This is a genomic window from Amphibacillus sediminis NBRC 103570 (assembly GCF_001552275.1).
GTDB classification, from domain to species: domain Bacteria; phylum Bacillota; class Bacilli; order Bacillales; family Amphibacillaceae; genus Amphibacillus_B; species Amphibacillus_B sediminis.
Genome location: NZ_BCQW01000003.1, coordinates 155,767 through 178,271, shown reverse-complemented (window position 1 = coordinate 178,271; position 22,505 = coordinate 155,767). Strand labels below are relative to the sequence as shown.

22 protein-coding genes are annotated in these 22,505 nt (G+C 38.8%); 21 read left to right on the top strand and 1 reads right to left on the bottom strand.

What is annotated here, in order from left to right; translation table 11 throughout:
* Nucleotides 1-10: 10 nt before the first annotated feature.
* The 8 genes from sdaAA to rnc all read left to right on the top strand — a co-directional run bounded on the left by sdaAA (nt 11) and on the right by rnc (nt 7,495).
* Nucleotides 11-886, top strand: coding sequence for an L-serine ammonia-lyase, iron-sulfur-dependent, subunit alpha (gene sdaAA, locus ASE01S_RS03975; RefSeq protein WP_067838693.1), 876 nt, complete (start codon nt 11-13; stop codon nt 884-886).
* A 14-nt stretch (nt 887-900) separates the two neighbouring features.
* Complete coding sequence (gene recG / locus ASE01S_RS03970) at nt 901-2,937, top strand: ATP-dependent DNA helicase RecG (RefSeq protein ID WP_067838691.1); 2,037 nt, start codon at nt 901-903, stop codon at nt 2,935-2,937.
* Between the two features lie 96 nt (nt 2,938-3,033).
* The gene (gene fapR, locus ASE01S_RS03965) at nt 3,034-3,597 is read left to right on the top strand and encodes a transcription factor FapR (RefSeq protein WP_067838689.1); all 564 of its coding nucleotides are present in this window, start codon (nt 3,034-3,036) and stop codon (nt 3,595-3,597) included.
* Nucleotides 3,598-3,608: 11 nt separating this feature from the next.
* Nucleotides 3,609-4,610 (top strand): phosphate acyltransferase PlsX, encoded by a 1,002-nt coding sequence (gene plsX, locus ASE01S_RS03960; protein ID WP_067838687.1) that lies wholly within the window; start codon nt 3,609-3,611, stop codon nt 4,608-4,610.
* A 1-nt stretch (nt 4,611) separates the two neighbouring features.
* The gene (fabD, locus tag ASE01S_RS03955) at nt 4,612-5,556 is read left to right on the top strand and encodes an ACP S-malonyltransferase (protein WP_067838685.1); all 945 of its coding nucleotides are present in this window, start codon (nt 4,612-4,614) and stop codon (nt 5,554-5,556) included.
* A complete protein-coding gene (gene fabG / locus ASE01S_RS03950; protein WP_157065143.1) occupies nt 5,543-6,283 on the top strand; it encodes a 3-oxoacyl-[acyl-carrier-protein] reductase in 741 nt (246 codons plus the stop codon). The genes fabD and fabG overlap by 14 nt, the downstream gene beginning before the upstream one ends.
* Before the next feature lie 31 nt (nt 6,284-6,314).
* Nucleotides 6,315-6,548, top strand: a complete 234-nt coding sequence (locus ASE01S_RS03945) for an acyl carrier protein (RefSeq protein ID WP_067838679.1) — start codon at nt 6,315-6,317, stop codon at nt 6,546-6,548.
* A gap of 257 nt (nt 6,549-6,805) precedes the next feature.
* Nucleotides 6,806-7,495, top strand: coding sequence for a ribonuclease III (gene rnc / locus ASE01S_RS03940; protein ID WP_067838672.1), 690 nt, complete (start codon nt 6,806-6,808; stop codon nt 7,493-7,495).
* Nucleotides 7,496-7,886: 391 nt separating this feature from the next.
* Here rnc and ASE01S_RS03935 read toward each other — a convergent pair whose 3' ends face one another.
* Nucleotides 7,887-8,120: a DUF1128 domain-containing protein gene (locus tag ASE01S_RS03935; protein WP_067838671.1), complete on the bottom strand. Its 234-nt coding sequence runs from the start codon at nt 8,118-8,120 to the stop codon at nt 7,887-7,889.
* 125 nt (nt 8,121-8,245) lie between these two features.
* Between ASE01S_RS03935 and smc the strand changes: the two genes are divergently transcribed.
* The 13 genes from smc (at nt 8,246) to rnhB (ending at nt 22,505) form a co-directional block, all read left to right on the top strand.
* Nucleotides 8,246-11,812: a chromosome segregation protein SMC gene (smc, locus tag ASE01S_RS03930; protein ID WP_067838670.1), complete on the top strand. Its 3,567-nt coding sequence runs from the start codon at nt 8,246-8,248 to the stop codon at nt 11,810-11,812.
* Between the two features lie 17 nt (nt 11,813-11,829).
* Nucleotides 11,830-12,819: a signal recognition particle-docking protein FtsY gene (gene ftsY, locus ASE01S_RS03925; protein WP_067838669.1), complete on the top strand. Its 990-nt coding sequence runs from the start codon at nt 11,830-11,832 to the stop codon at nt 12,817-12,819.
* A gap of 83 nt (nt 12,820-12,902) precedes the next feature.
* Entirely contained in the window at nt 12,903-13,229 is a 327-nt protein-coding gene (locus ASE01S_RS03920) for a putative DNA-binding protein (protein WP_067838668.1), read from the top strand.
* A 13-nt stretch (nt 13,230-13,242) separates the two neighbouring features.
* Nucleotides 13,243-14,595 (top strand): signal recognition particle protein, encoded by a 1,353-nt coding sequence (ffh, locus tag ASE01S_RS03915; RefSeq protein ID WP_067838667.1) that lies wholly within the window; start codon nt 13,243-13,245, stop codon nt 14,593-14,595.
* Nucleotides 14,596-14,675: 80 nt separating this feature from the next.
* Entirely contained in the window at nt 14,676-14,948 is a 273-nt protein-coding gene (rpsP, locus tag ASE01S_RS03910; RefSeq protein ID WP_067838664.1) for a 30S ribosomal protein S16, read from the top strand.
* A 14-nt stretch (nt 14,949-14,962) separates the two neighbouring features.
* Nucleotides 14,963-15,190: a KH domain-containing protein gene (locus ASE01S_RS03905; RefSeq protein ID WP_067838663.1), complete on the top strand. Its 228-nt coding sequence runs from the start codon at nt 14,963-14,965 to the stop codon at nt 15,188-15,190.
* Nucleotides 15,191-15,320: 130 nt separating this feature from the next.
* Nucleotides 15,321-15,839, top strand: coding sequence for a ribosome maturation factor RimM (gene rimM, locus ASE01S_RS03900; protein WP_067838661.1), 519 nt, complete (start codon nt 15,321-15,323; stop codon nt 15,837-15,839).
* On the top strand, nt 15,839-16,570 hold the full coding sequence (gene trmD, locus ASE01S_RS03895) for a tRNA (guanosine(37)-N1)-methyltransferase TrmD (RefSeq protein WP_067838908.1): 732 nt from the start codon (nt 15,839-15,841) through the stop codon (nt 16,568-16,570). Before rimM ends, trmD begins: the two co-directional genes overlap by 1 nt.
* A 133-nt stretch (nt 16,571-16,703) precedes the next feature.
* Nucleotides 16,704-17,048: a 50S ribosomal protein L19 gene (gene rplS, locus ASE01S_RS03890; protein ID WP_067838659.1), complete on the top strand. Its 345-nt coding sequence runs from the start codon at nt 16,704-16,706 to the stop codon at nt 17,046-17,048.
* 584 nt (nt 17,049-17,632) lie between these two features.
* Nucleotides 17,633-19,306: an ABC transporter ATP-binding protein gene (locus ASE01S_RS03885; RefSeq protein ID WP_067838658.1), complete on the top strand. Its 1,674-nt coding sequence runs from the start codon at nt 17,633-17,635 to the stop codon at nt 19,304-19,306.
* 662 nt (nt 19,307-19,968) lie between these two features.
* Entirely contained in the window at nt 19,969-20,526 is a 558-nt protein-coding gene (lepB, locus tag ASE01S_RS03880) for a signal peptidase I (RefSeq protein WP_067838652.1), read from the top strand.
* A gap of 10 nt (nt 20,527-20,536) precedes the next feature.
* On the top strand, nt 20,537-21,385 hold the full coding sequence (gene ylqF, locus ASE01S_RS03875; protein WP_067838649.1) for a ribosome biogenesis GTPase YlqF: 849 nt from the start codon (nt 20,537-20,539) through the stop codon (nt 21,383-21,385).
* Nucleotides 21,386-21,722: 337 nt separating this feature from the next.
* The gene (gene rnhB, locus ASE01S_RS03870; protein WP_067838644.1) at nt 21,723-22,505 is read left to right on the top strand and encodes a ribonuclease HII; all 783 of its coding nucleotides are present in this window, start codon (nt 21,723-21,725) and stop codon (nt 22,503-22,505) included.

The following is a 22,505-nucleotide window of genomic DNA, read 5'->3' as shown; positions in this document are numbered from 1 at the left end:
AGGGAAGACTATGTTTCGAACAGTTGCAGAACTAGTTGCTCAAGCAGAGCGTGATAATATAACAATATCAGAGGTGATGATTCGACAAGAGATAGAGGTTCATGACCAACCGAGAGCAGTCATTATTGAACGTATGGAAAAAAACTTAACGGTAATGGAAGAAGCCGTTGAACAGGGATTGGCTGGTGTTCAGTCACATTCTGGTTTAACAGGTGGCGATGCTGTTTTATTGCAACAATATATGCAAAACCATCAACCGCTATCAGGTCAAGTTGTATTGGATGCCGTTAGTAAAGCAGTGGCAACAAATGAAGTCAATGCAGCGATGGGCATTGTCTGTGCGACGCCAACTGCTGGTAGTGCAGGTTGTGTACCTGGGGCATTATTTGCTGTTAAGGAGCGGCTTAATCCAACACGAGAGCAAATGGTCAATTTTTTATTTACTGCTGGCGCATTTGGATTTGTCGTTGCGAATAACGCCTTTATCTCTGGTGCAGCTGGTGGTTGTCAAGCAGAAGTAGGCTCGGCTGCTGCAATGGCCGCAGCAGCCGTTGTCGAAATGGCACAAGGTTCAGCAGAACAGAGTGCTCATGCTTTTGCCATTACATTAAAAAATATGCTAGGCCTTGTATGTGATCCGGTTGCTGGATTAGTGGAAGTGCCTTGTGTTAAACGAAATGCAATGGGTACGTCGAATGCAATCGTGGCTGCTGATATGGCGCTCGCAGGCGTAAAAAGTAAAATTCCTTGTGATGAAGTCATTGGTGCGATGTATCGTATTGGACAGCAAATGCCGAGTGCGCTTCGTGAGACTGCAGAGGGTGGACTAGCTGCAACACCTACAGGACAAACGTTAGCTGCGATGCTATACAATCAATCGAAATAGAGAGTGTGATAACAATGGAGAGCCAATCTGTTACTGAAATTAATGGAGTAGGTCCAGCTTTAGCTGAAAAGCTAGTTGAATTAAATATTAATTGTGTGGAAGATCTACTTTATACTTTTCCAACACGATATGATCATTTCCAAGTAAGCACACTAGATCAGCTTAGTCATGATCAAAAAGCTACCATTGAAGGGGAAATTATTAATGAAGCAATTGTAACTTTCTATGGAAAGAAAAAGTCACGTTTAACTGTTCCTCTAAGAGTAGGCCAAGTGGTTGTTAAAGGTGTGATGTTTAATCGTGCCTTTGCAAAAAAACATTTGCAGGTTGGAGAAAAAGTGACAGTAACCGGAAAGTGGGATCAGCATCGCCAACAAATAACAATTGAAAACTACAAAGTTGGGGAAATAAATCAAGAACAAAGTATTCAACCTATTTATCTGTTAAAACAGACGATAAAGTCAGCTCAGTTCAGCAAAATTGTTCGTCAAGGATTAGCACAATTTGCTTCAGTTATTGATGAGATTTTACCGAAAGAGTACTTAACAGCGTATAAACTGCTTGATCGAGCCACAGCCTTAACTGAAATCCACTTCCCAAAGGATTTTGCTAGCTTGAAGCAAGCAAAGCGTCGTCTCATTTATGAGGAGCTTTTACTTTTCCAGCTTAAGATGCAAGCATTACGTAAGCACAACCGCGAACGGACAAATGGTAATGCCCAGCTCTATGATCTTAAGCTTGTTCAGGCGTTTATTGAGCAATTACCGTTTACCTTAACTGAAGCACAGCAGCAAGCTCTTAAGCAAATTCACGATGACATGCGCTCCCCCCATCGGATGCATCGCTTGCTTCAAGGCGATGTTGGATCTGGTAAAACAGTTATTGCGGCAATAGCTTTATATAGCTCCGTGACCGCAGGAAAACAGGGGGCGATTATGGTGCCAACTGAAATCTTAGCTGAACAGCATTTTCAATCATTACAGCAGCTTTTTAATGGTCTAGTTCATGTTGAATTATTAACCGGATCCATTAAAGCTAAGCACAAACGTGAAATTTTGGCTAATCTTGAGAACGGTCAGATTAATATTGTTGTTGGTACTCATGCTCTGATTCAAGATGACGTTAATTTTGCTAACCTTGGTACGGTAATTGTTGATGAGCAACATCGATTTGGTGTGAATCAGCGTAAGGTTTTACGAGAAAAGGGAATTGATCCAGACGTTCTCTTTATGACAGCTACCCCGATTCCACGAACATTAGCGATTACGAGTTATGGCGATATGGACGTTTCTGTTATTGATCAAATGCCTGCAGGACGTAGGCAAATTGAGACATTTTGGGTTAAAGAATCGATGCTGCCACGAATTCTAACCTTTATAGAAAAGGAAATTGCCAAAGGCCATCAAGCTTATGTTGTCACCCCATTAATTGAAGAGTCTGATAAGCTTGATATTCAAAATGCTGTTGATCTCTTTCATAATCTTCAAGGTTTGCTAGCTCCAGATATTAAGCTTGGCTTACTACATGGACGATTGACAAATGAAGAAAAGGAAGCAGTTATGCGCAGCTTTACTGAAAATGAGATCCAGTTGCTTATTGCAACCACTGTTGTAGAGGTTGGTGTCAATGTTCCGAATGCAACGGTGATGGTGATATATGACGCGGAACGTTTTGGACTTGCTCAGCTTCATCAATTAAGAGGTCGAGTTGGTCGAGGGAATGCTCAAAGCTATTGTATATTAATTGCTGATCCCAAAGGTGAGATTGGAAAAGAGCGCATGCGCATTATGACCGAAACAAGTAATGGCTTTGAATTAGCAGAACAGGATCTAAAGTTACGTGGTCCGGGTGACTTTTTTGGTCATAAGCAAAGTGGATTACCAGAATTTAAATTAGCTGATCTGGTTCATGATTACCGAACATTAGAGACCGCACGTCGGGATGCAGCTAATATTATCTTTGAAAACCGTTTAGCTCAAAACCCAGATTATGCCCGATTAAAACAGCATATCGATTTTGTTCAAAAGCAAAAGACTAATGGCTTTGATTAAAGTTTAGGGTTGCAAAATGATTCATAGTCATATATATTACTATTAGTACCTAGTCATAGGATGAATGAATAAGGAATAGTTGAGGTGGTGACTGGAATGAGATTACCGAAAAAGATCCGTCAAGAGCAATTAAAAATGAAGATAGAAGAGACCCCTTTTATAACAGATGAAGCATTAGCAGATTTTTTTTCAGTCAGTATCCAAACGATCCGATTAGATCGAATGGAGTTATCTATCCCAGAATTACGTGAGCGGATTAAGTCAGTTGCAACGGATCAATGGAATGAGACGGTAAAAGCACTACCCATCGATGACGTCATTGGCGAAATCATTGATCTTGAGCTTGATCAACGAGCTATCTCCATTCTTGATATTACCAAAGACCATGTATTTAGTCGGAACGATATTGCCCGGGGACATCACTTGTTTGCTCAAGCTAATTCATTAGCTGTTGCAGTCATTGATGACGAGTTAGCCTTAACGGCTAAAGCGGAAATTAGGTTTTCACGTCAGGTTAAACAAGGAGAACGTGTCATTGCTAAGGCCCATGTAAAAACCATTGATAAGAAAAAGAGAACGATAGTGAATGTTGATAGTTATGTCGATCAGGAGCTTGTTTTTTCAGGGATATTTACGATGTTTCGATCTACCGATAAATAGGAGGAGACAATATGAGATTGGTTATAGATGCAATGGGCGGTGATCATGCTCCTCAGGCAATTGTTGAAGGAGCGGTAATGGCCGTTAGCGAAATGGATAATCTTAGCATTACTTTAGTTGGGGATCAGGATCAAATTAAGCCGTTGCTAAACAATAATCATAATATAGACATTATACATACAACGACAGTCATAACAGGTGATGAAGAGCCTGTTAAAGCTGTTCGAAGAAAAAAGGATGCCTCACTCGTGCTGATGGCACAAGAAGTAAAAGCAGGACGCGCAGATGCGTGTATATCAGCCGGAAATACAGGTGCATTGATGAGTGCGGGCCTTTTCCAGGTTGGACGAATTAAAGGAATAGAACGGCCAGCATTAAGTCCAACATTACCGACAATTGATCAAAAGGGCTTTGTCTTATTAGACGTAGGTGCTAATGTTGAGGCTAAACCAAAGCATTTGGTTCAATATGGCATTATGGGATCGATTTACAGTGAAAAGGTTCGGAACATTAGCAAACCACGCGTAGGTCTACTGAATGTTGGAACTGAAGATGGTAAGGGCACCGAATTGACTAAACAAGCCTTTGCATTGTTAAAAGATGCACCGATTCACTTTATTGGAAATGTTGAGGCACGTGATTTGCTTGATGGCGTGGCTGATGTGGTTGTCACAGATGGTTTTAGTGGCAATATTGCTTTAAAAACAATTGAGGGGACCGCTTTAACCATGTTTAGTATGCTTAAAGAATCTTTAACCTCATCTTTAAAAGCAAAGCTTGCGACCAGTGTCATTAAATCGAATCTAAAGCAATTAAAAGCTAAATTAGATTATGCTGAATATGGTGGAGCAGGATTATTTGGTTTAGCCGCTCCGGTGATAAAGGCACATGGATCATCTAATCCTCGTGCGATTTACAGTGCAATTAAACAGGCCAATCATATGGTGACTAATGATGTTACAACTCTGATTGAGCAAACTATTGCATCGATGCAGTTAAATGAGGAGGAATAACATGAAGCGAGTGGGTTTTATTTTTCCAGGTCAAGGATCACAGAAGGTTGGCATGGGAGAAGCTTTTATTAACGAAGATGAGTCAAGTAAAGACTTTTTTAATCAAGCTGATCGAATTTTAAACACAGCATTAACTGACCTGATTTTACATGGCCCTGAGCAGACATTGACTGAAACGAAGTATGCTCAACCAGCTTTACTATTAATCAGCACGATTATATATGAGAAGTTAAAGGCTGAAGGTGTTCAGCCAAGCTTTGTAGCGGGCCATAGCTTAGGCGAGTACAGTGCGCTGGTAGCGGCAGGAGTGCTTGACTTTGACTCTGCCTTAAAGCTCGTCTATGAACGTGGCAAGTTAATGGAACAAGCTGATCCTGATGGGCAAGGTGGCATGGCTGCCGTATTAGGCTTAGATCAAGAAGCGATAAAGTTAACGCTATCCGAGATTGAAGCCTGCGTTGAAATTGCTAATTTAAATTGCCCTGGCCAAATTGTTATATCCGGTACAAAAGCAGGGATAGATCAAGCTACGGTGCGATTGAAAGAGCAAGGAGCAAAGCGAGTCATTCCTTTAAATGTAAGTGGTCCATTTCACTCTAGCTTGATGGAACAAGCTTCTCAACAGCTAGCTAATTTGCTTGATCAAGTTGATTTTAACCAAGCAGAAGTCCCAGTCTATGCAAACGTAACAGCGGAGAAGACAAAGGATGCAACAGAGCTAAAGCAATTATTAGTGAAGCAGCTTTATTCCCCAGTGCGTTTTCATGAAATTATAGCCAAACTACTTGAAGAAGACTTAGACGCACTTGTAGAAGTTGGAAATGGCAAGGTGTTAGCTGGTCTTGTAAAGAAAGTCTCTAGAAAAGCTAAAGTATTTTCAATTCAAGATCCTGATTCATTTAGTGAATTTATGGCATGGTATAAAGGAGAGGATCAAGATGAGTAAAGTAGCATTAGTAACAGGTGGATCGAGAGGAATTGGACGCGAAGTTGCACTTGAGCTTGCGCGACGAGGTTATCATGTGGCTATTAACTATGCAGGCAATGAAGTAAAAGCTCAAGAAGTAGCGAGTGAAATTAAAGCACTTGGCCAACAGACTATCACGATACAGGCCAATGTTTCTGATGAGTCTGAGGTTAAGGGAATGGTTAAGTCTGTTGTTGATCAATTTGGTCGTATTGATCTTTTAGTGAATAATGCTGGCATTACTCGCGATAATTTATTAATGAGGATGAAGGAAGAAGAATTTGATCAAGTTATTAACACAAACCTTAAAGGTGTCTTTCTATGTACCAAAGCTGTGACAAGACCTATGATGAAGCAACGCTCAGGGAAAATTATCAATATATCATCAGTGGTTGGTATTACAGGAAACCCAGGTCAAGCTAACTATGTAGCTGCAAAAGCCGGCGTTATTGGGATGACTAAGACAGCGGCTAAAGAGCTAGCCAGTCGTAATATTTTAGTTAATGCAATTGCACCAGGGTTTATTGCAACTGACATGACAGACGAATTAAATGATGAATTAAAAGCAGATTTATTAAAGCTTATTCCATTAGAGCGGTTAGGGAAGGCTGAGGATATTGCAAAGGCTGTTGCTTTCCTAGCTTCTGATGATGCTAATTATATTACGGGTCAAACTTTACAAGTCGATGGTGGAATGGTGATGTAAATGGATTAGATTTGAAAGGAGGTGAATGCACGTGGCAGATACATTTGAGCGCGTAAAAAAGATTGTTGTCGATCGTCTAGATGTTGAAGAAGAAAAAGTAACCTTAGAAGCTTCTTTTAAAGATGACTTAGAGGCTGATTCATTAGATGTTGTTGAACTTGTAATGGAGCTAGAGGATGAGTTTGATATGGAAATTGCTGATGAAGAAGCAGAAAAAATTAATACAGTAGGCGATGCTGTTAATTACATAGACAGCCAAGCTTAAGTATAGGTTAATGCATTCATGATGCCCTAAGCAAAAAGGTCTCGTTATTAAGACGAGACCTTTGCATTTTGCTGTTAGAAACGATAAGATATAATGGTGTAGGAAACATTTTTTCGTGCTAATTATGGTTAGCGGTCAGAGGCTTGTCCATTCCCAGTGAACGGAAATAATAGTTAATGCTGAGCAAGCTATGACATATCGCGTTTCCTTCGTGAAAAATGATAACTTGAGCTAAACTAAGGAGGTGTTTTATTTAGATGAACTTCAAACCACTACAAGAAGAATTAGGCATAACATTTCATAATCAAAAAATCCTCGAACAAGCCTTCACTCATTCATCTTATGTTAATGAACATAAAAATCGTATCCATAAGGACAATGAACGGCTCGAGTTTTTAGGTGATGCCGTCTTAGAGTTAGGAATTTCTCAGTATTTATATCGTACTTATCCGAATAAAGCGGAAGGTGAATTAACTAAGCTACGGGCTTCTATCGTTTGTGAGCCAGCGCTTGTTAAGTTTGCAACTGATTTGCATTTTGATCGCTACGTTTTATTGGGAAAAGGTGAAGAACGTACAGGTGGAAGGAAACGTCCGGCCTTACTAGCTGATGTATTTGAAGCCTTTATTGGTGCTTTATATCTAGATCAAGGCTTTGATGTTGTCGTTCGTTTTCTAAGTGCCCATGTTTATCCAAAGGTAAAAGAGGGTGCTTTCTCTCATGCACTTGATTACAAAAGTCAGCTACAAGAGCTTATTCAGCAAAATAAGCATGCTGAAATTGAATATGAGATTATTGCCGAGCATGGTCCAGCTCATGATCGAGAATTTGTCGCCCATGTCCAGATTAATCAGGAAGTGGCTGGAATAGGTCGAGGCCGAACAAAGAAAGAGGCTGAACAACGGGCAGCGAAAGAGGCGCTTGATCAACAAGAAGTATTGACCTAAAGAAGGTCTTCAAAATGACATTGAATGATTAGTATCAGATCTAATAGTAGCCTCATGATTCACGTCTTAAGGGATGTACGTTCCAAGGCTTAAAACTGCAATGGTCGATCTGCTAGCTTTTAACTTCATTCAGCAGAACTCTTCAACTCTAGTGGTGAGATGAAAGCCGATATGTATTTTCATTCAGTAAGGGTTAAACCCCTGGGCGAATCAAGTAATAGTCACCGTTGGATCTGACAGATTTTCAGCGGGAATTTATCGGGTGAAGCACGATAAAATCTGGACATAAATACGTCAAGACCGATTTGATATATAATTAACACATCCTTAAATTGAGCGTTGGCTCGTTTTTACGAATGATTTCGTAAGAACGAGCCAACGGTTATCTTTCCTATTTTCGAATTGAAGATAACTCCTCAATAAAAGCTTGGATTTCTGATACAGATAGTGAATCCCGTTCAGCAATATGATCATAAAGTAGCTTTAGTTCATGATATTTACTTAGGTCGTAATCGATTGGATCAAGTATTGCAGTATTGACAACTGTTAATTTTTTTTTTTTTTTTTCACCAATATGTGTTAAAATAAATTGTAAATTTTCTTCATTTGCTACAGTTAAATCCATTATTTCTCCTCCAGTGCTAAACTAGCCTTCTAACATGACTCTCTTTATGATAAAATAAATTAGTTAAAATAGAAAGAGATGAATCGCAATTAAGCAGATCATCATACGGAATTAGGTGAATCAGAGTGTATCTTAAAAGATTAGAATCAGTTGGCTTTAAGTCATTTGCTGAACGAATTTCTGTTGATTTTGTCCCAGGTGTAACAGCTGTAGTTGGTCCTAATGGTAGTGGGAAAAGTAATGTAACGGATGCCATCCGCTGGGTATTAGGAGAACAGTCAGCGAAATCTTTGCGTGGCTCCAAAATGGAGGATATTATTTTTCAAGGCAGTGATACGAGAAAGCCATTAAACGTCGCCGAGGTAACGCTTGTACTAGACAATGAAGCAAGAACACTACCGATTGACTATCATGAAGTTAGTGTAACCCGTCGTGTCTATCGTTCAGGTGATAGTGAGTTTTTCTTAAATAAACAGCCTTGCCGTTTAAAGGATATCATTGATTTATTTCTTGACTCTGGTCTAGGAAGGGAAGCCTTTTCTATTATTAGTCAAGGAAAGGTTGAAGAAATATTAAGCTCAAAGGCTGAAGAAAGACGAACCATTTTTGAAGAAGCTGCTGGCGTGCTAAAATACAAAAATCGCAAAAAGAAAGCTGAATACAAGCTAGCTGAGACCCAGGAGAATCTAAATCGCGTTGAAGATATCATTTATGAAATTGAGGGGCAGTTAGACCCTCTGGAGCAACAATCATCGATTGCCAAGGATTATCTTAGCAAGAAGGAGCAATTAACTCAGACCGAAATTGCACTACTAAATGCTGAGATTGTAGAATTACATGATCAGTGGCAAGCCCACTTAACTGAAATTGAACAGCTTAAAGAAAAAGAACAACAGTTTTCGGTTCAACTGCAAAAAGAAGGAGCTAAAGTAGAAGAGGAAGAAGTTCAGTTAGAACAAATTGATCAAGCCATTGAAGCTGATCAACAACAATTACTTCATATAACGGAGTCATTGGAAAAGCTAACAGGTGAGAAAAATGTTTTATTAGAACGCGCTAAGTACACGGCAGAGAATAAAGAAAAACTTGAGCAGGATTTATCAGGACTTCAAGATAATAGGCTAGCTTTGCAACAGCAAGTTGCTAAAGAAGTTGGTAAACTTTCAGACATTAATCAAGAAAAGACAAAAACCGAACAGCTTTTAAAGCAGGCGAAGGAACAATTAAAGGTGGATGTCGACACCATTGAACGGGAAATTGAATCACGTAAAGCAGATTATATCGAATTACTGAATGATCAGGCAACAACCAAACATTCGATTCAGGCCATTACCCAACAGCTTAAACAATTAGATGAGCGGTTTACGGTCTTTAAGGAAAAACGTGAGGATCAGAGTGAAGAACATGAGAGACTAATCGCTAAAGAGCAGCAATTACTTTTAGAAGCGGAACAGTGTTCTGACAACACTAAACAGCTTGAAGATCAGTTGGAAGCTAAGCAAAACCAGCTAGCAATTGGTGAGCAGGATTTAGCCGATATGCGGATAAAGCTTGAACAAGGAAATCGTCATATTGATAAAATTAGCTCACGAAAAGAAATGCTTGAAGAAATGAAGGATGAATTTCAAGGTTTTTTCCAAGGAGTAAAGGCGGTCTTAAAAGCGCGTGATCATAACAAGTTAGAACGTGTACATGGCGCTTTGATTGAGTTAATTAAAATACCAACCCAATATACCGCAGCTCTTGAAACAGCACTTGGGGGCCAAGCTCAGCACGTTATTGTTGAAGATGAGCGTGATGGGCGAGCAGCCATTCAGTTCTTGAAGGAAACAAGTCAGGGCAGAGCAACCTTTCTACCGCTTAAAACCATGAAACCGAAAACATTGCCTTTGTCCTTAATTAGGAAAATTGAGGGGCATAGTGGCTTTGTCACATTGGCTAATCAGGCTGTAGAAGTAAATTCGATTTATCAAGTTATTATTGACTATCTACTAGGTCATACCATCATTGCGAAGACATTAAAGGATGCCAATCAGATTGCTGCACTAACAGAGCGCCGTTATCGTGTGGTGACGTTAGAGGGCGATGTAGTCAATCCTGGCGGTTCTATGACTGGTGGTGCTCGGAAATCATCAGGACAATCATTATTTACCCGTGACCAAGAACTCGATAATTTAGCTAAAAAGTTGGCTGAATATCAAGAAAGAGCAACGCGTTTTACAGAAAAAATTGAACAGCAAGAACAGCATGTGTTTGCATTACGTACTGACATCAAAGCGTTGACCAATCAAATTCAAGAGCAACAGGATCAATTCCACCAGGTAAATAGTCAGTTGCAGGCCTGCCGAATTCGCTTAAAACATTATACTGATCAACTTCATGTTTTTGAGCAAGATCAGCTTCAAGTACAAGCAGAACGTGATCAGCTTGAGTCAAAGAAAGCTGAACATGAAGCATTATTAGCTCAATTAGCACATTCGATCGAGCAAACACAGGATCAAGTTGAACAATTAAACGTACAAAAGCAAGATTTTGATCAAAACCAAGCACAATTAAGAGCCCAAGCTCAATCGTTAGAAATTAGCTGGGCTGAGCAGAAAAAGGAGCTTACTCATCAAGATGAAAAGGTAACGCAACTTAAACATCAGCTGACAGAGGTTGAGACGTCTGTAAGTAAGTTAAAGCAAGAGTTAGCTGAGATTGAGCAGCTAGAGAAAGGGATTAGCCAAATTGATCAACTCGACGAAAAACTATTACTTTATCAAGAAGAAAAGGAGCAGGTGACCTTATCCATTCAGGATAAACGTAAGCAAAGACTTCAACTTACAACGCTATTAACTGAACGTGAGGATAGCCTTAAAACTGTAAGGAATCAACGGCAGGCTATCATTGAACAGCGCCAAAATATTGAGGTAAAAGCGAATCGTCTCGATGTTGAACTGGAAAATCGCTTAACCCATTTGCAAGAAGAATATGAAATGAGCTTTGAAAAAGCACAGCAGCTCTATCCAAAAGCAGAGGATATTAAGCAAGCGCGTCAAGAAGTAAAGCTAATTAAACGAGCAATTAGTGAGCTTGGGACGATCAACTTAGGTGCGATTGATGAATATAACCGGATCAAGGAGCGCCATCAATTTCTAGCTGAACAGCAACAAGACCTAATAGAAGCCAAAGAAACGTTATATGCGGTTATCTCAGAAATGGATCAGGAGATGGAACGTCGCTTTCATGATACCTTCGCACAAATTAAAGAGGAATTTTCGACCGTTTTTCGTCAGCTTTTTGGTGGAGGCCATGCTGCATTAACATTAACTGATCCACAGCAGCTACTGACTACGGGCGTAGAGATAAAAGCACAGCCACCTGGTAAAAAGGCACAGCAATTAGCACTACTTTCTGGTGGTGAACGTGCGTTGACTGCGATCGCATTATTGTTTGCTATTTTACGAGTTCGTCCCGTACCATTTTGCGTACTGGATGAAGTGGAGGCTGCTCTGGATGATGCCAATGTTGATCGCTTCAGTCGGTACTTAAAAGAGTACAGTAAGCAGACGCAATTTATTGTCATTACACACCGTAAAGGAACAATGGAAGGAGCGGACGTCTTATATGGTGTCACCATGCAGGAGTCGGGTGTTTCCCGATTTGTTTCAGTCAAATTAGAAGAGACAGAAGCTTTAATTGAATCATAAAGAAAGTAGGGAATAGAATGAGCTTTTTCAAAAAACTAAAAGAAAAGTTTACCTCCTCGGCTGAGACGGAGGAAGTATCAGATAAATATAAATCGGGCTTAAGCAAAACGCGTCATTCATTTGCCAGTAAACTAAATGATTTGGTGGCACGGTACCGTAAAGTAGATGAGGAATTCTTTGAAGATTTAGAAGAACTATTGATTCAAGCAGATGTTGGAGTTAATACGGTGATGGAATTAGTGGAAGAGTTAGAAATGGAAGCTAAACGCCAAAACATCAAGGATGCTTCCGATTTGAAGGAATTGATCTCTGAGCAACTTGTTCAGATTTATAGTAATGGTGACTTTGTTGATGAGGTTCCCTTAAACCTTAATCAAGATGGTTTATCGGTCATTTTATTTGTCGGTGTAAATGGTGTTGGTAAAACGACATCGATCGGTAAACTAGCTCACCAGCTTAAAGCAGATGGTAAAAAAGTATTGTTAGCGGCTGGTGATACTTTTAGAGCAGGAGCCATTGAGCAACTATCGGTTTGGGCTGACCGTGTCGGTGTCGACATTATTAAGCATAGTGAGGGCAGTGATCCCGCAGCTGTGATCTACGACGGGATTCAGGCAGCTCGATCACGTGGTGTCGATGTCCTGCTATGTGATACAGCTGGACGTTTACAAAATAAAGTCAATCTGATGAATGAGTTAAATAAAGTTAAACGTGTGATCGAACGTGAAATTCCACAAGCCCCTCATGAAGTTTTACTGGTATTAGATGCAACTACTGGTCAGAATGCTCTAAGTCAGGCTAAAACGTTTGCCCAAGCAACGGATGTGTCTGGTATTGTCTTGACAAAATTAGATGGGACTGCTAAAGGTGGGATTGTATTAGCAATCCGAAAGGAATTAAACATCCCCGTAAAGTATGTAGGACTTGGTGAAAAAGTTACCGATTTAGAAACCTTCGATCCAAATGCATTTGTTTATGGCTTATTTGCCGATATGTTAGAAGGCTAAGTCGATTGGTTAACTTGACAGTACCTAGTCTGTTGAACTAATATTTAAATGTAAAGGTTTTTCACTTAACAAGGAGTGTTGGTATGCTAGAAAAGACGACCCGCGTCAATTTTTTATTTGATTTCTATCAAGCATTATTAACACCTAAGCAACGTAATTACATGGAACTGTACTATTTAGAAGATTACTCTTTAGGTGAAATCGCTGAGACGTTTAATGTGTCACGACAGGCCGTTTATGATAACATAAGACGCACAGAAGCGATGTTAGAGAGCTATGAGGAAAAATTATGCTTATATGATAAATTCCTGCAAAGACAAGCAACTTTAGATAAACTAACAGCTGCTATCACTTCAGAAGATAAGCGTTCAATCCAAGCATATTTACAAGTACTAAAAGAATTAGATTAGGAGGACTTCCTCTATGGTATTTGAGGGTTTAGCTGATCGGTTACAAAACACGATAAAAAAAATGACCGGTAAAGGAAAAGTTAGCGAGCAAGATGTAAAGGAAATGGCCCGCGAGGTAAGGTTGGCATTGCTTGAAGCAGATGTTAACTTTAAAGTGGTCAAAGATTTTGTTAAGCAAATTAGAGAACGAGCCGTTGGGACAGAAGTTATGGAAAGCTTAACACCAGGTCAGCAAGTCGTTAAGATTGTTAAAGAAGAGTTGACGAGTTTAATGGGTGGCGAGCAAAGTAAGATAGCTGTAGCTGACCGTCCACCTACTGTGATTATGATGGTAGGTTTACAAGGTGCTGGTAAGACAACAACAACGGGTAAACTGGCTAATTTATTAAGGAAAAAGCATAATCGTAAGCCCTTGCTAGTGGCTGCTGATGTCTACCGGCCGGCTGCGATCGATCAATTGAAAACAGTAGGCAAGCAGCTAGACATTCCGGTATTTGCAAAGGGGACGGATGCGAACCCTGTTGATATTGCTGAAGAAGCACTTGCACATGCAAAGGAAGAGCATTATGACTATGTCATCATTGATACCGCTGGTCGTCTCCATATCGATGAAGGGTTAATGGGTGAGCTTACTGAAATCAAAGCGAAGGCTGATCCTGCTGAAATTTTTCTAGTCGTTGACGCGATGACAGGTCAGGATGCTGTCAATGTTGCGGAAAGCTTTGATCAACAACTTAATATTACAGGTGTCGTCTTAACCAAACTTGATGGAGATACTAGAGGTGGTGCGGCTTTATCAATTAAAGCTGTGACAGAGAAACCGATTAAATTTATCGGGATGGGAGAGAAGCTAGATCAGTTAGAAGCCTTCCATCCTGAACGAATGGCTTCACGTATTCTAGGGATGGGTGATGTCCTTAGTTTAATTGAAAAAGCTCAAGAAAATGTTGATGAGAAAAAAGCAAAAGAGCTAGAAGAAAAGATGCGCTCCGCTTCTTTCACATTCGATGATTTTCTTGACCAAATGGAACAAGTGAAAAGTATGGGACCATTAGATGATCTTTTGGCGATGATCCCTGGTGCTAACAAGATGAAAGGTCTTAAGAATGTTCAATTTGATGATAAGCAGTTGGTTCATGTTGAAGCGATAGTCAAATCAATGACAAAACAAGAGCGTCAAGACCCTTCATTAATCAATGCTAGCCGTAAAAAAAGGATTGCTCAAGGTTCTGGTCGCTCCGTTGCTGAAGTGAATCGCCTTTTGAAGCAGTTTAGTGAAATGAAGAAAATGATGAAGCAAATGACAGGAATGCAAGGTGGTAAGAAAGGAAAGCGTAAAAAAGGATTTAATTTACCCTTTATGTAATGTAAAAACACTTTACAGACTGTCTAACATCTGATACAATTTAAACTTGTGTAAAACATTTAGATATGGAGGTGCTAAATATGGCCGTAAAAATTCGTTTAAAGCGAATGGGATCAAAGAGAAACCCATTTTACCGTGTAGTTGTTGCTGATGCACGTGCTCCACGTGACGGACGCATTATCGAACAAATTGGCACATACAATCCGGTGGCTAATCCGGTTGAAGTGAATTTAGATGAAGAAAAAGCATTAAAATGGATGGCTGATGGCGCAAAGCCAAGCGATACAGTTCGAAATCTATTTTCTAATGAAGGCATCATGAAGAAATTCCACGACCAGAAAACTCAAAAGTAAGGTAGCGTGATAACATGAAAGCCTTAATCACAACGATTGTTGAACCATTAGTTGATCACCCTGAAGACATCAAGGTAGTTGAGAAAGAAGAACCAAACAAAATGGTTTATCATCTGACCGTTAATCCTGAGGATGTTGGAAAAGTGATTGGAAAAAATGGTCGAATTGCTAAATCAATTCGTACGGTTGTGTATGCTGCAGGTACAAATACAAAAAAACGTATTTACCTGGATATTATGTAAAACAGGGGAAGGGGGACCTTTCCCTGTTTTACATTATTGGGCTTAGTGAATGTTTATCAAAAAAAAGCGGATTTTAATTAGAGTCCATTTTTTTATGATAAACATTTAAAGAAATAAGTAGGTGATAAAGATGTCTGAGTATTTTAATGTTGGAAAAATCGTTAATACACATGGTATTAAAGGAGAGCTAAAGGTGGTTCGGATTACCGATTTTGAGGACCGCTTTAAAAAAGGGAATATCCTTTATTTATTTCTACAAGGGCAACAAGAACCGATTGCCTTAACCATTCAGCAGCATAGAAAACATAAACAATTTGATATGTTAAAATTTGCAGGCTACGATTCCATTAATGATGTCGAGCATTTTAAACAAGGGATGCTAAAAATTCATCAATCGGATCAAGAACAGCTTGAAGAAGGAGCATTCTACTACCATGAAATCATTGGATGTAAGGTAGAAACAACCTCCGGTGAATACTTAGGGACAATCAGTGAAGTACTGTCACCTGGTGCTAATGATGTTTGGGTGGTCAAGCAGCCCTCAAACAAAAAGGATTTGTTAATTCCATACATTGAGCAAGTCGTTAAACAGGTAGATCCGCAGACGAAAAAAGTAGTCATTGAACCAATGGATGGGTTGTTGTCATGATGAAAATTGATATATTAACTTTATTTCCTGCCATGTTTGAAGGTGTCATGCAGTCATCAATCATGAAAAAGGCTCAAGAACAAGGTGCATTTCAGTATCGAACAATTGACTTTCGCGCGTATGCTGAAAATAAGCATCAAAAGGTTGATGATTATCCGTATGGGGGTGGAGCAGGGATGGTATTGATGCCCCAACCGATCTTTTCAGCTGTCGAAGATATTAAACAAAATGTATCGAACTCTCCACGTATTATTCTAATGTGTCCACAAGGAGAACGTTATACACAGAAAAAGGCGGAGGAGTTAGCCAAGGAAGACCATCTCATTTTTATATGTGGTCATTATGAAGGATATGATGAACGAATTCGTGAACATTTGGTCACTGATGAAATCTCAATTGGCGATTACGTGCTTACGGGTGGTGAATTAGGGGCAATGATTGTGATCGATAGTGTTGTACGTTTACTGCCAAATGCCCTAGGAAATCAGGAATCAGCACAACAGGATTCATTTTCAACCGGTTTATTGGAACACCCTCACTATACGCGACCTGCTAATTTTAGAGGCTACCAAGTCCCAGATATCCTACGCTCAGGGCATCATGAAAAAATAGCAGAATGGCGGCATAAGACATCGCTTCGACGTACAATGGAAAGACGGCCAGATTTACTGCAAGACTATCCTCTAACCGAGCAAGAACGAGCATGGTTACAGGAAGATGATCAGAATTGAACTAAAGCTTGAATTAGCTTTTGATTTATGGTATATTATCAGTTGGACTTGAGCGAAGCTCAGTCAAGAAAACGATGTTCCGCTGTCACGAACTTATCGGATATGAGCATTAGTTAATAAGGAGTGTATATACATGCAACAATTAATTGCAGACATTACAAAGGAGCAACTTCGCACTGATCGCCCAGAATTCCGCCCTGGTGATACGGTTAAAGTACACGTAAAAGTAGTTGAGGGTACACGTGAACGTATCCAAGTTTTTGAGGGTGTTGTCATTAAGCGTCAAAATGGTGGTATTAGTGAAACATTCACTGTCCGTAAGATTTCTTATGGTGTAGGAGTTGAACGTACTTTCCCAGTTCACTCTCCACGTGTGGATAAAATTGAAGTTACACGCCGTGGTCGTGTACGTCGTGCAAAACTTTACTACCTACGTAATCTTCGTGGTAAAGCAGCACGTATCAAAGAAATTCGTTAAAAGAATCATAGCAAAAGCGCCTCTCTCCTGTTTGTGGAGTGAGGCGTTTTAGTTAGTTAAGAAACTTTTCTGGAATAGCTAGTAAGGTCACTTTATCATTTTGCTAGAAGATGCTCTTCTCAATCAGACTATAGAGCCGATAAGTGATGTGTTGTTCAATGAGGGAAAGATACTTATTTTCTAGGTAATATTTTGTTTATCAGACCAAAAAGTTTGCTTAACTTACCTTTTTTCTTTAATTAGCTTATCCGCAGCAGCAAGAGACTCCTCGATTTCATCTGTCATTTTTCAATCGAACGATTAAGGTCAATATGTTCACATATTGTATCACTCAATTCAACTCACGAGTATCCTCGGACGCTTTGGTTTTCACTCCTAAAATTTTTCTAACCCTTGGTATTTATAACTTTTTTGTACTTTAATGTGTATGGTACATAAAAAAATTCAAATAATTGCTTTAATATTCAACAAATCGATTTTAACTTCCATTTATTGTGATATAATTTACTTGATTATTAAAAGTTAAAAGATGTAAATATAAACAATTATAATGATAAATAAAAGTGAAAAGAGGCTTAGTGGGAATGAAAAAATACATATTTGAACACAAGTTGTTATTAACAGCTACCCTTTGCTTTAGTTTGATCTTCGCTGTGATGTCAGCTTTAGTTGCAATAATTTTAAGGGACATCATGGATGTAGCATTACAACTTGATTTAGAGCAATTCTATAATGGTATTTTACAGTCACTCTTTTTTTTCTTAGGTTTAGGTATTAGTTACTACCTGTATGGCTTCTTTAGTAAGAAATTAATCAGCAAAATTAATAATACGTTAAGAAATAATATATTTAATGGTGTACTTAAAAAAAATATTAGTGATTTTCGATCGGTGAATTCTGCTGATTATATATCAGCTATAACAAATGATATAAAATTATTAGAAGAAAATTATTTTCTTCCACTACTTTCGGTAGTACAAAGTGTCATTATTTTTGTGGCATCATTCATTGTGATGTTTTATTTAAGTCCTATCGTTTCAGTTGCCTTAATTATCGCCTTAATTTTGTTAATTGTAGTTCCTTCGATATTTAGCCCCTTGCTCCAAAAAAGACAAAATATATATTCAGAAAAACTTTCTAAATTAACTATTAAATCAAAAGATATCTTATCAGGATTTGAAATAATTAAATCAAATAACATGATCAATCCTATCCAGAATAAGTTTCAAGAAAATACAAGTGAATTATATCAATCTAAAGTGTCAGTAGATAAATTATATGCGTTTATTGAATCGATTTCGCTTTTACTAGGGTTGTTTGCTCAAGTTGGTGTAATTTTGTTCTCAGCCTATCTCATCATCCAAGGGCAACTTACTGCGGGGGCATTATTAGGTTTGGTTCAGGTAAGTGGAAATATAACAGCACCTATTCAGATGCTTTCGGAACAAGGGCCCAAAATTAGAGGGATGATGCCCATAATCGATCGTGTAAAATCTTTGATTGAATATCAAGAAAAGGGCTTTTTAGGTAATAAAAAGGCTACATTTAAAAAGGATATTGTAATTCGAGACTTGAGTTTTGGATATGGGAAGAATAAGAATGCTTTAAATCATACATCATTTAGATTTGAAAAGAATAAAAAATACGTTATTTTTGGGAAAAGCGGCTGTGGGAAAAGTACACTTATTCAATTATTAAGTGGATATTACCCAAATTATCGTGGTCAAATTCTATACGATAATATAGAATTAAAAGATATGAATATTAATAGCGTATTAGAAATGTGTGCTATTATTCATCAAAATATTTACATATTTGATGAAAGTATTAAAGATAATATTTGCTTATATAATTCATATACGAATGAACAATTAGAGAAAGCGCTCAGTATGAGTGGAGTGGAGTTGTTTTTAGACGAAGAAAAAACATTAAATTCACAGACCGGAGAAAATGGTGTAAATTTATCCGGAGGACAAAGACAACGGATAGCCGTTGCGAGAGCTTTAATACAGAATAAACCATTATTAATTTTGGATGAAGGGACTTCTGCAATTGATATGAAAACCGCATATGACATTGAACGTACCCTACTTAATATAGAAAATTTAACGCTTATTACAGTAACGCATTCTCTTAACCATACTCTATTAAAGCTATATGACGAAATTATTTTTATGGAAGAAGGGACGATTGTTGAAAGTGGGTCTTATGATTCACTAATTGAATTAAAAGGAGATTTTTATCAGTTTATTTCATAGATTGAGAAGGTAGATTAGGAAAATTGACAAAGGCTATTAGCCTTGATTCAAACTAGAATCAAAGTACACAAGGCTCAGTGGAAATAGCACGTGATATAGATCCACTCAGAAATATAATAGACCAAAGACGCCATGATGTATGGTGAATTAGGTCTATTGTTTTGGTTTTTTAGCTAAAACATAAAACCATTTGATTCTTTGAGATTTTATTTGTTATAAAGGCAACCTCTCGTGACCTGATACATGAGTTTTGCTCTTGGTTCAAGTGCGTCTATAGACGTGCTATTTGATCAAACATATGCTATTCTAATAATAGAAACTGTTCTTTGTATGGAGAGATTCTTTTTCTATGCATTAATTATCCAAGATATCTGAAAAGGAGTTTGCTCGGTTCTTCCTTAGACAGTATGACTAATAGGGATCAGATTGGTTGTACCATAATTCATAGAGGTTGTTCAAAAATCATTAAATGATAAGCGTCGCGTTGTTTCATTGCTGGCTTATTTTTGCATGCTTCTAAACCGACATTTTGTACACGATATGGATAAATTCAGTTGGTAAAGCATATACCATACATAATAACGAGCTGAGCCAAAACTATAGCTTAAAATCCCTTATAATAGAAACTCGTTTTTCTTTGTGATAATAATGGAGTGAATATGATGGCAAAAGCTAAAAAAAAGCGATTTGGCTGGGTTAGACCCCTGGCAATTGTATTCTTGATCGTTTGGTTTGTGCGCTTATTTTTCTTAACCCCTATTGCTGTCGATGGACCCTCAATGGCTCCTACATTACAAGACCAAGACCATCTTATTATCGAAAAACTATCTTATCAGTTCACATCACCAAAACGGTTCGATGTTATTGTTTTTCAAGCAACTGAGGAGAAGCAGTATATTAAGCGAATTATCGGTCTACCTGGAGAGCAGGTGGAGATTCGTAATGATCAGCTCTATATTAACCAAGTATTTATCCCAGAACCCTTCATTGCTCAAACTGTTCAAGAGTTAGAAGGTGAAGGCAAGTATACGTATGATTTTTCTTTATCAGATCTACCAGGCTCCTATACTGTTATCCCTGAAGATCACTATCTGGTACTCGGTGATAACAGGAGAAATTCAACCGACAGCAGATATTTAGGTTTGATTCATGAGGATGATATCTTGGGAAGAGCAAGCTTAATCTATTGGCCAATTAACAGAATAGGTAAGGTGAATTAGGAGTGAAAAAATGACAATACAATGGTTTCCTGGACATATGGCAAAAGCACGGAGAGAAGTGCAAGAAAAACTTAAGCTTGTTGATTTTGTGATCGAATTAGTTGATGCGCGTGCACCGCTAGCATCTCAAAATCCAATGTTGCACCAAGTATTGCAGCAAAAACCAAAGCTGCGTGTATTAATGAAAAAGGATCTTGCCGATCCGAAACGCACAGCTGAATGGTTAGCCTATCATCAAAAAGAAGGTACGCCTGCGATTGCTGTAGATGTCGAGAATCGACAGGATATTCAACAGGTTGTTGAGGCGGCCAAGGAAATGGCAGCAGAGAAGATGGCTCGCTTACAAAAAAAAGGCGTTCGTCCTCGAGCAGCAAGAGCAATGATCATTGGAATACCTAATGTGGGGAAGTCAACGTTGATCAATCGCTTAGCAAATAAGAAAATTGCTAAAACCGGCGATAGACCAGGTGTTACCACTGCTCAACAGTGGATTAAAGTCAAAAAAGATTTTGAATTACTTGATACGCCAGGTATCCTTTGGCCAAAATTTGAAGATCAAGAGATTGGGTATCGATTAGCTGTGCTTGGCACAATTAAGGACCAGATCCTGTCGATTGAGGATGTTGCTGTTTATGCTTTAAGCTTTTTACAACAGCATTACCCTGATCTACTTATAGAACGCTATCAACTAGAAAAAGTTGATGCTGAACCAGTTGATCTGATCGAACAGATCGGTAAGTCACGAGGTGCTCTAGCTAGTGGTGGAGTTGTCGATATCGAAAAAGCGGCAGAGCTCGTCATTCGTGATATTCGGGCCGGTAAGATTGGTCGGATCACATTAGAGACCCCATCTAATTGAATGAAAGAAACGCAAATCTAATGATGGCATTTGCGTTTCTTTCTATTTTATCGCTGTGTAACTGGCTGGGGCTTTTGTAAGCCTCCCAGTTCAAGAAATAAGGGAACACGTCATTATCTAAGTGGGAGATCCAATAGACAGTAACGGCCCGATTGATTCAGCTAACGTTCAGTGTGGGAGAGAGGAAGCTGACTACGTTCGTGACGTCGTGTCGCAACGTCTGCACGAGCACATCCTATGCGTGCCCCCCACTGAACGAAGTTTCACTTTATAGTGAATAGGCTAAATGTTACTTCGATCATGACGATATAAAATATAACGATAAAGAGGTGTTGATATGGTAGATTCTAATTGGTCGATTGCCGAGATCAAATCATTGTTAAATAAGGACCAGCTTAATGATGAGATGATCGATTTATTGACTCGAGATAAGCGGAAGGGTGTACAACAGGCAGTTAGGGCTTATAAAAGGCGGAAAGAACAGGAACAGCATTTACAAATGCAATTAAACACGATGCAAACGTATGAGAATAAATATTATCAGCAAGGCAAACAACTGATTGCTGGTGTCGATGAAGTAGGAAGAGGTCCGTTAGCTGGCCCTGTTGTTGCGGCTGCGGTCATATTGCCTAAAAACTGTAGCCTACTTGGAATAACGGATTCTAAAAAGTTATCGGCAAAAAAGCGTGAGCTCTTTGCTGAACAAATCAAATCAGAGGCAATTGCGTATGGGATAGGGATTATCGATCATGAGCAAATTGATCAACTCAATATTTATCAAGCTTCAATTCTAGCTATGAGTCAAGCTATTCAAGCATTGACACCAAAGCCAGATCAGCTCTTGGTCGATGCTGTTTCACTGAATCAGCTTAATTGTCCTAGTGAATCAATTATTAAAGGAGATCAGAAAAGCATCTCAATTGCAGCTGCTAGTATTATTGCCAAAGTAACACGAGATCAAATGATGCTGGAATATCACGATAAATACCCTGATTATCAATTTGCAACCAATCAAGGCTATGGAACAGCTGCTCATCTTCATGCGCTCAAAACCTATGGAGTATCACCAATACATAGACGAACATTTGCACCTGTAAAAGATTTAAGTAGAGGAGGTTAA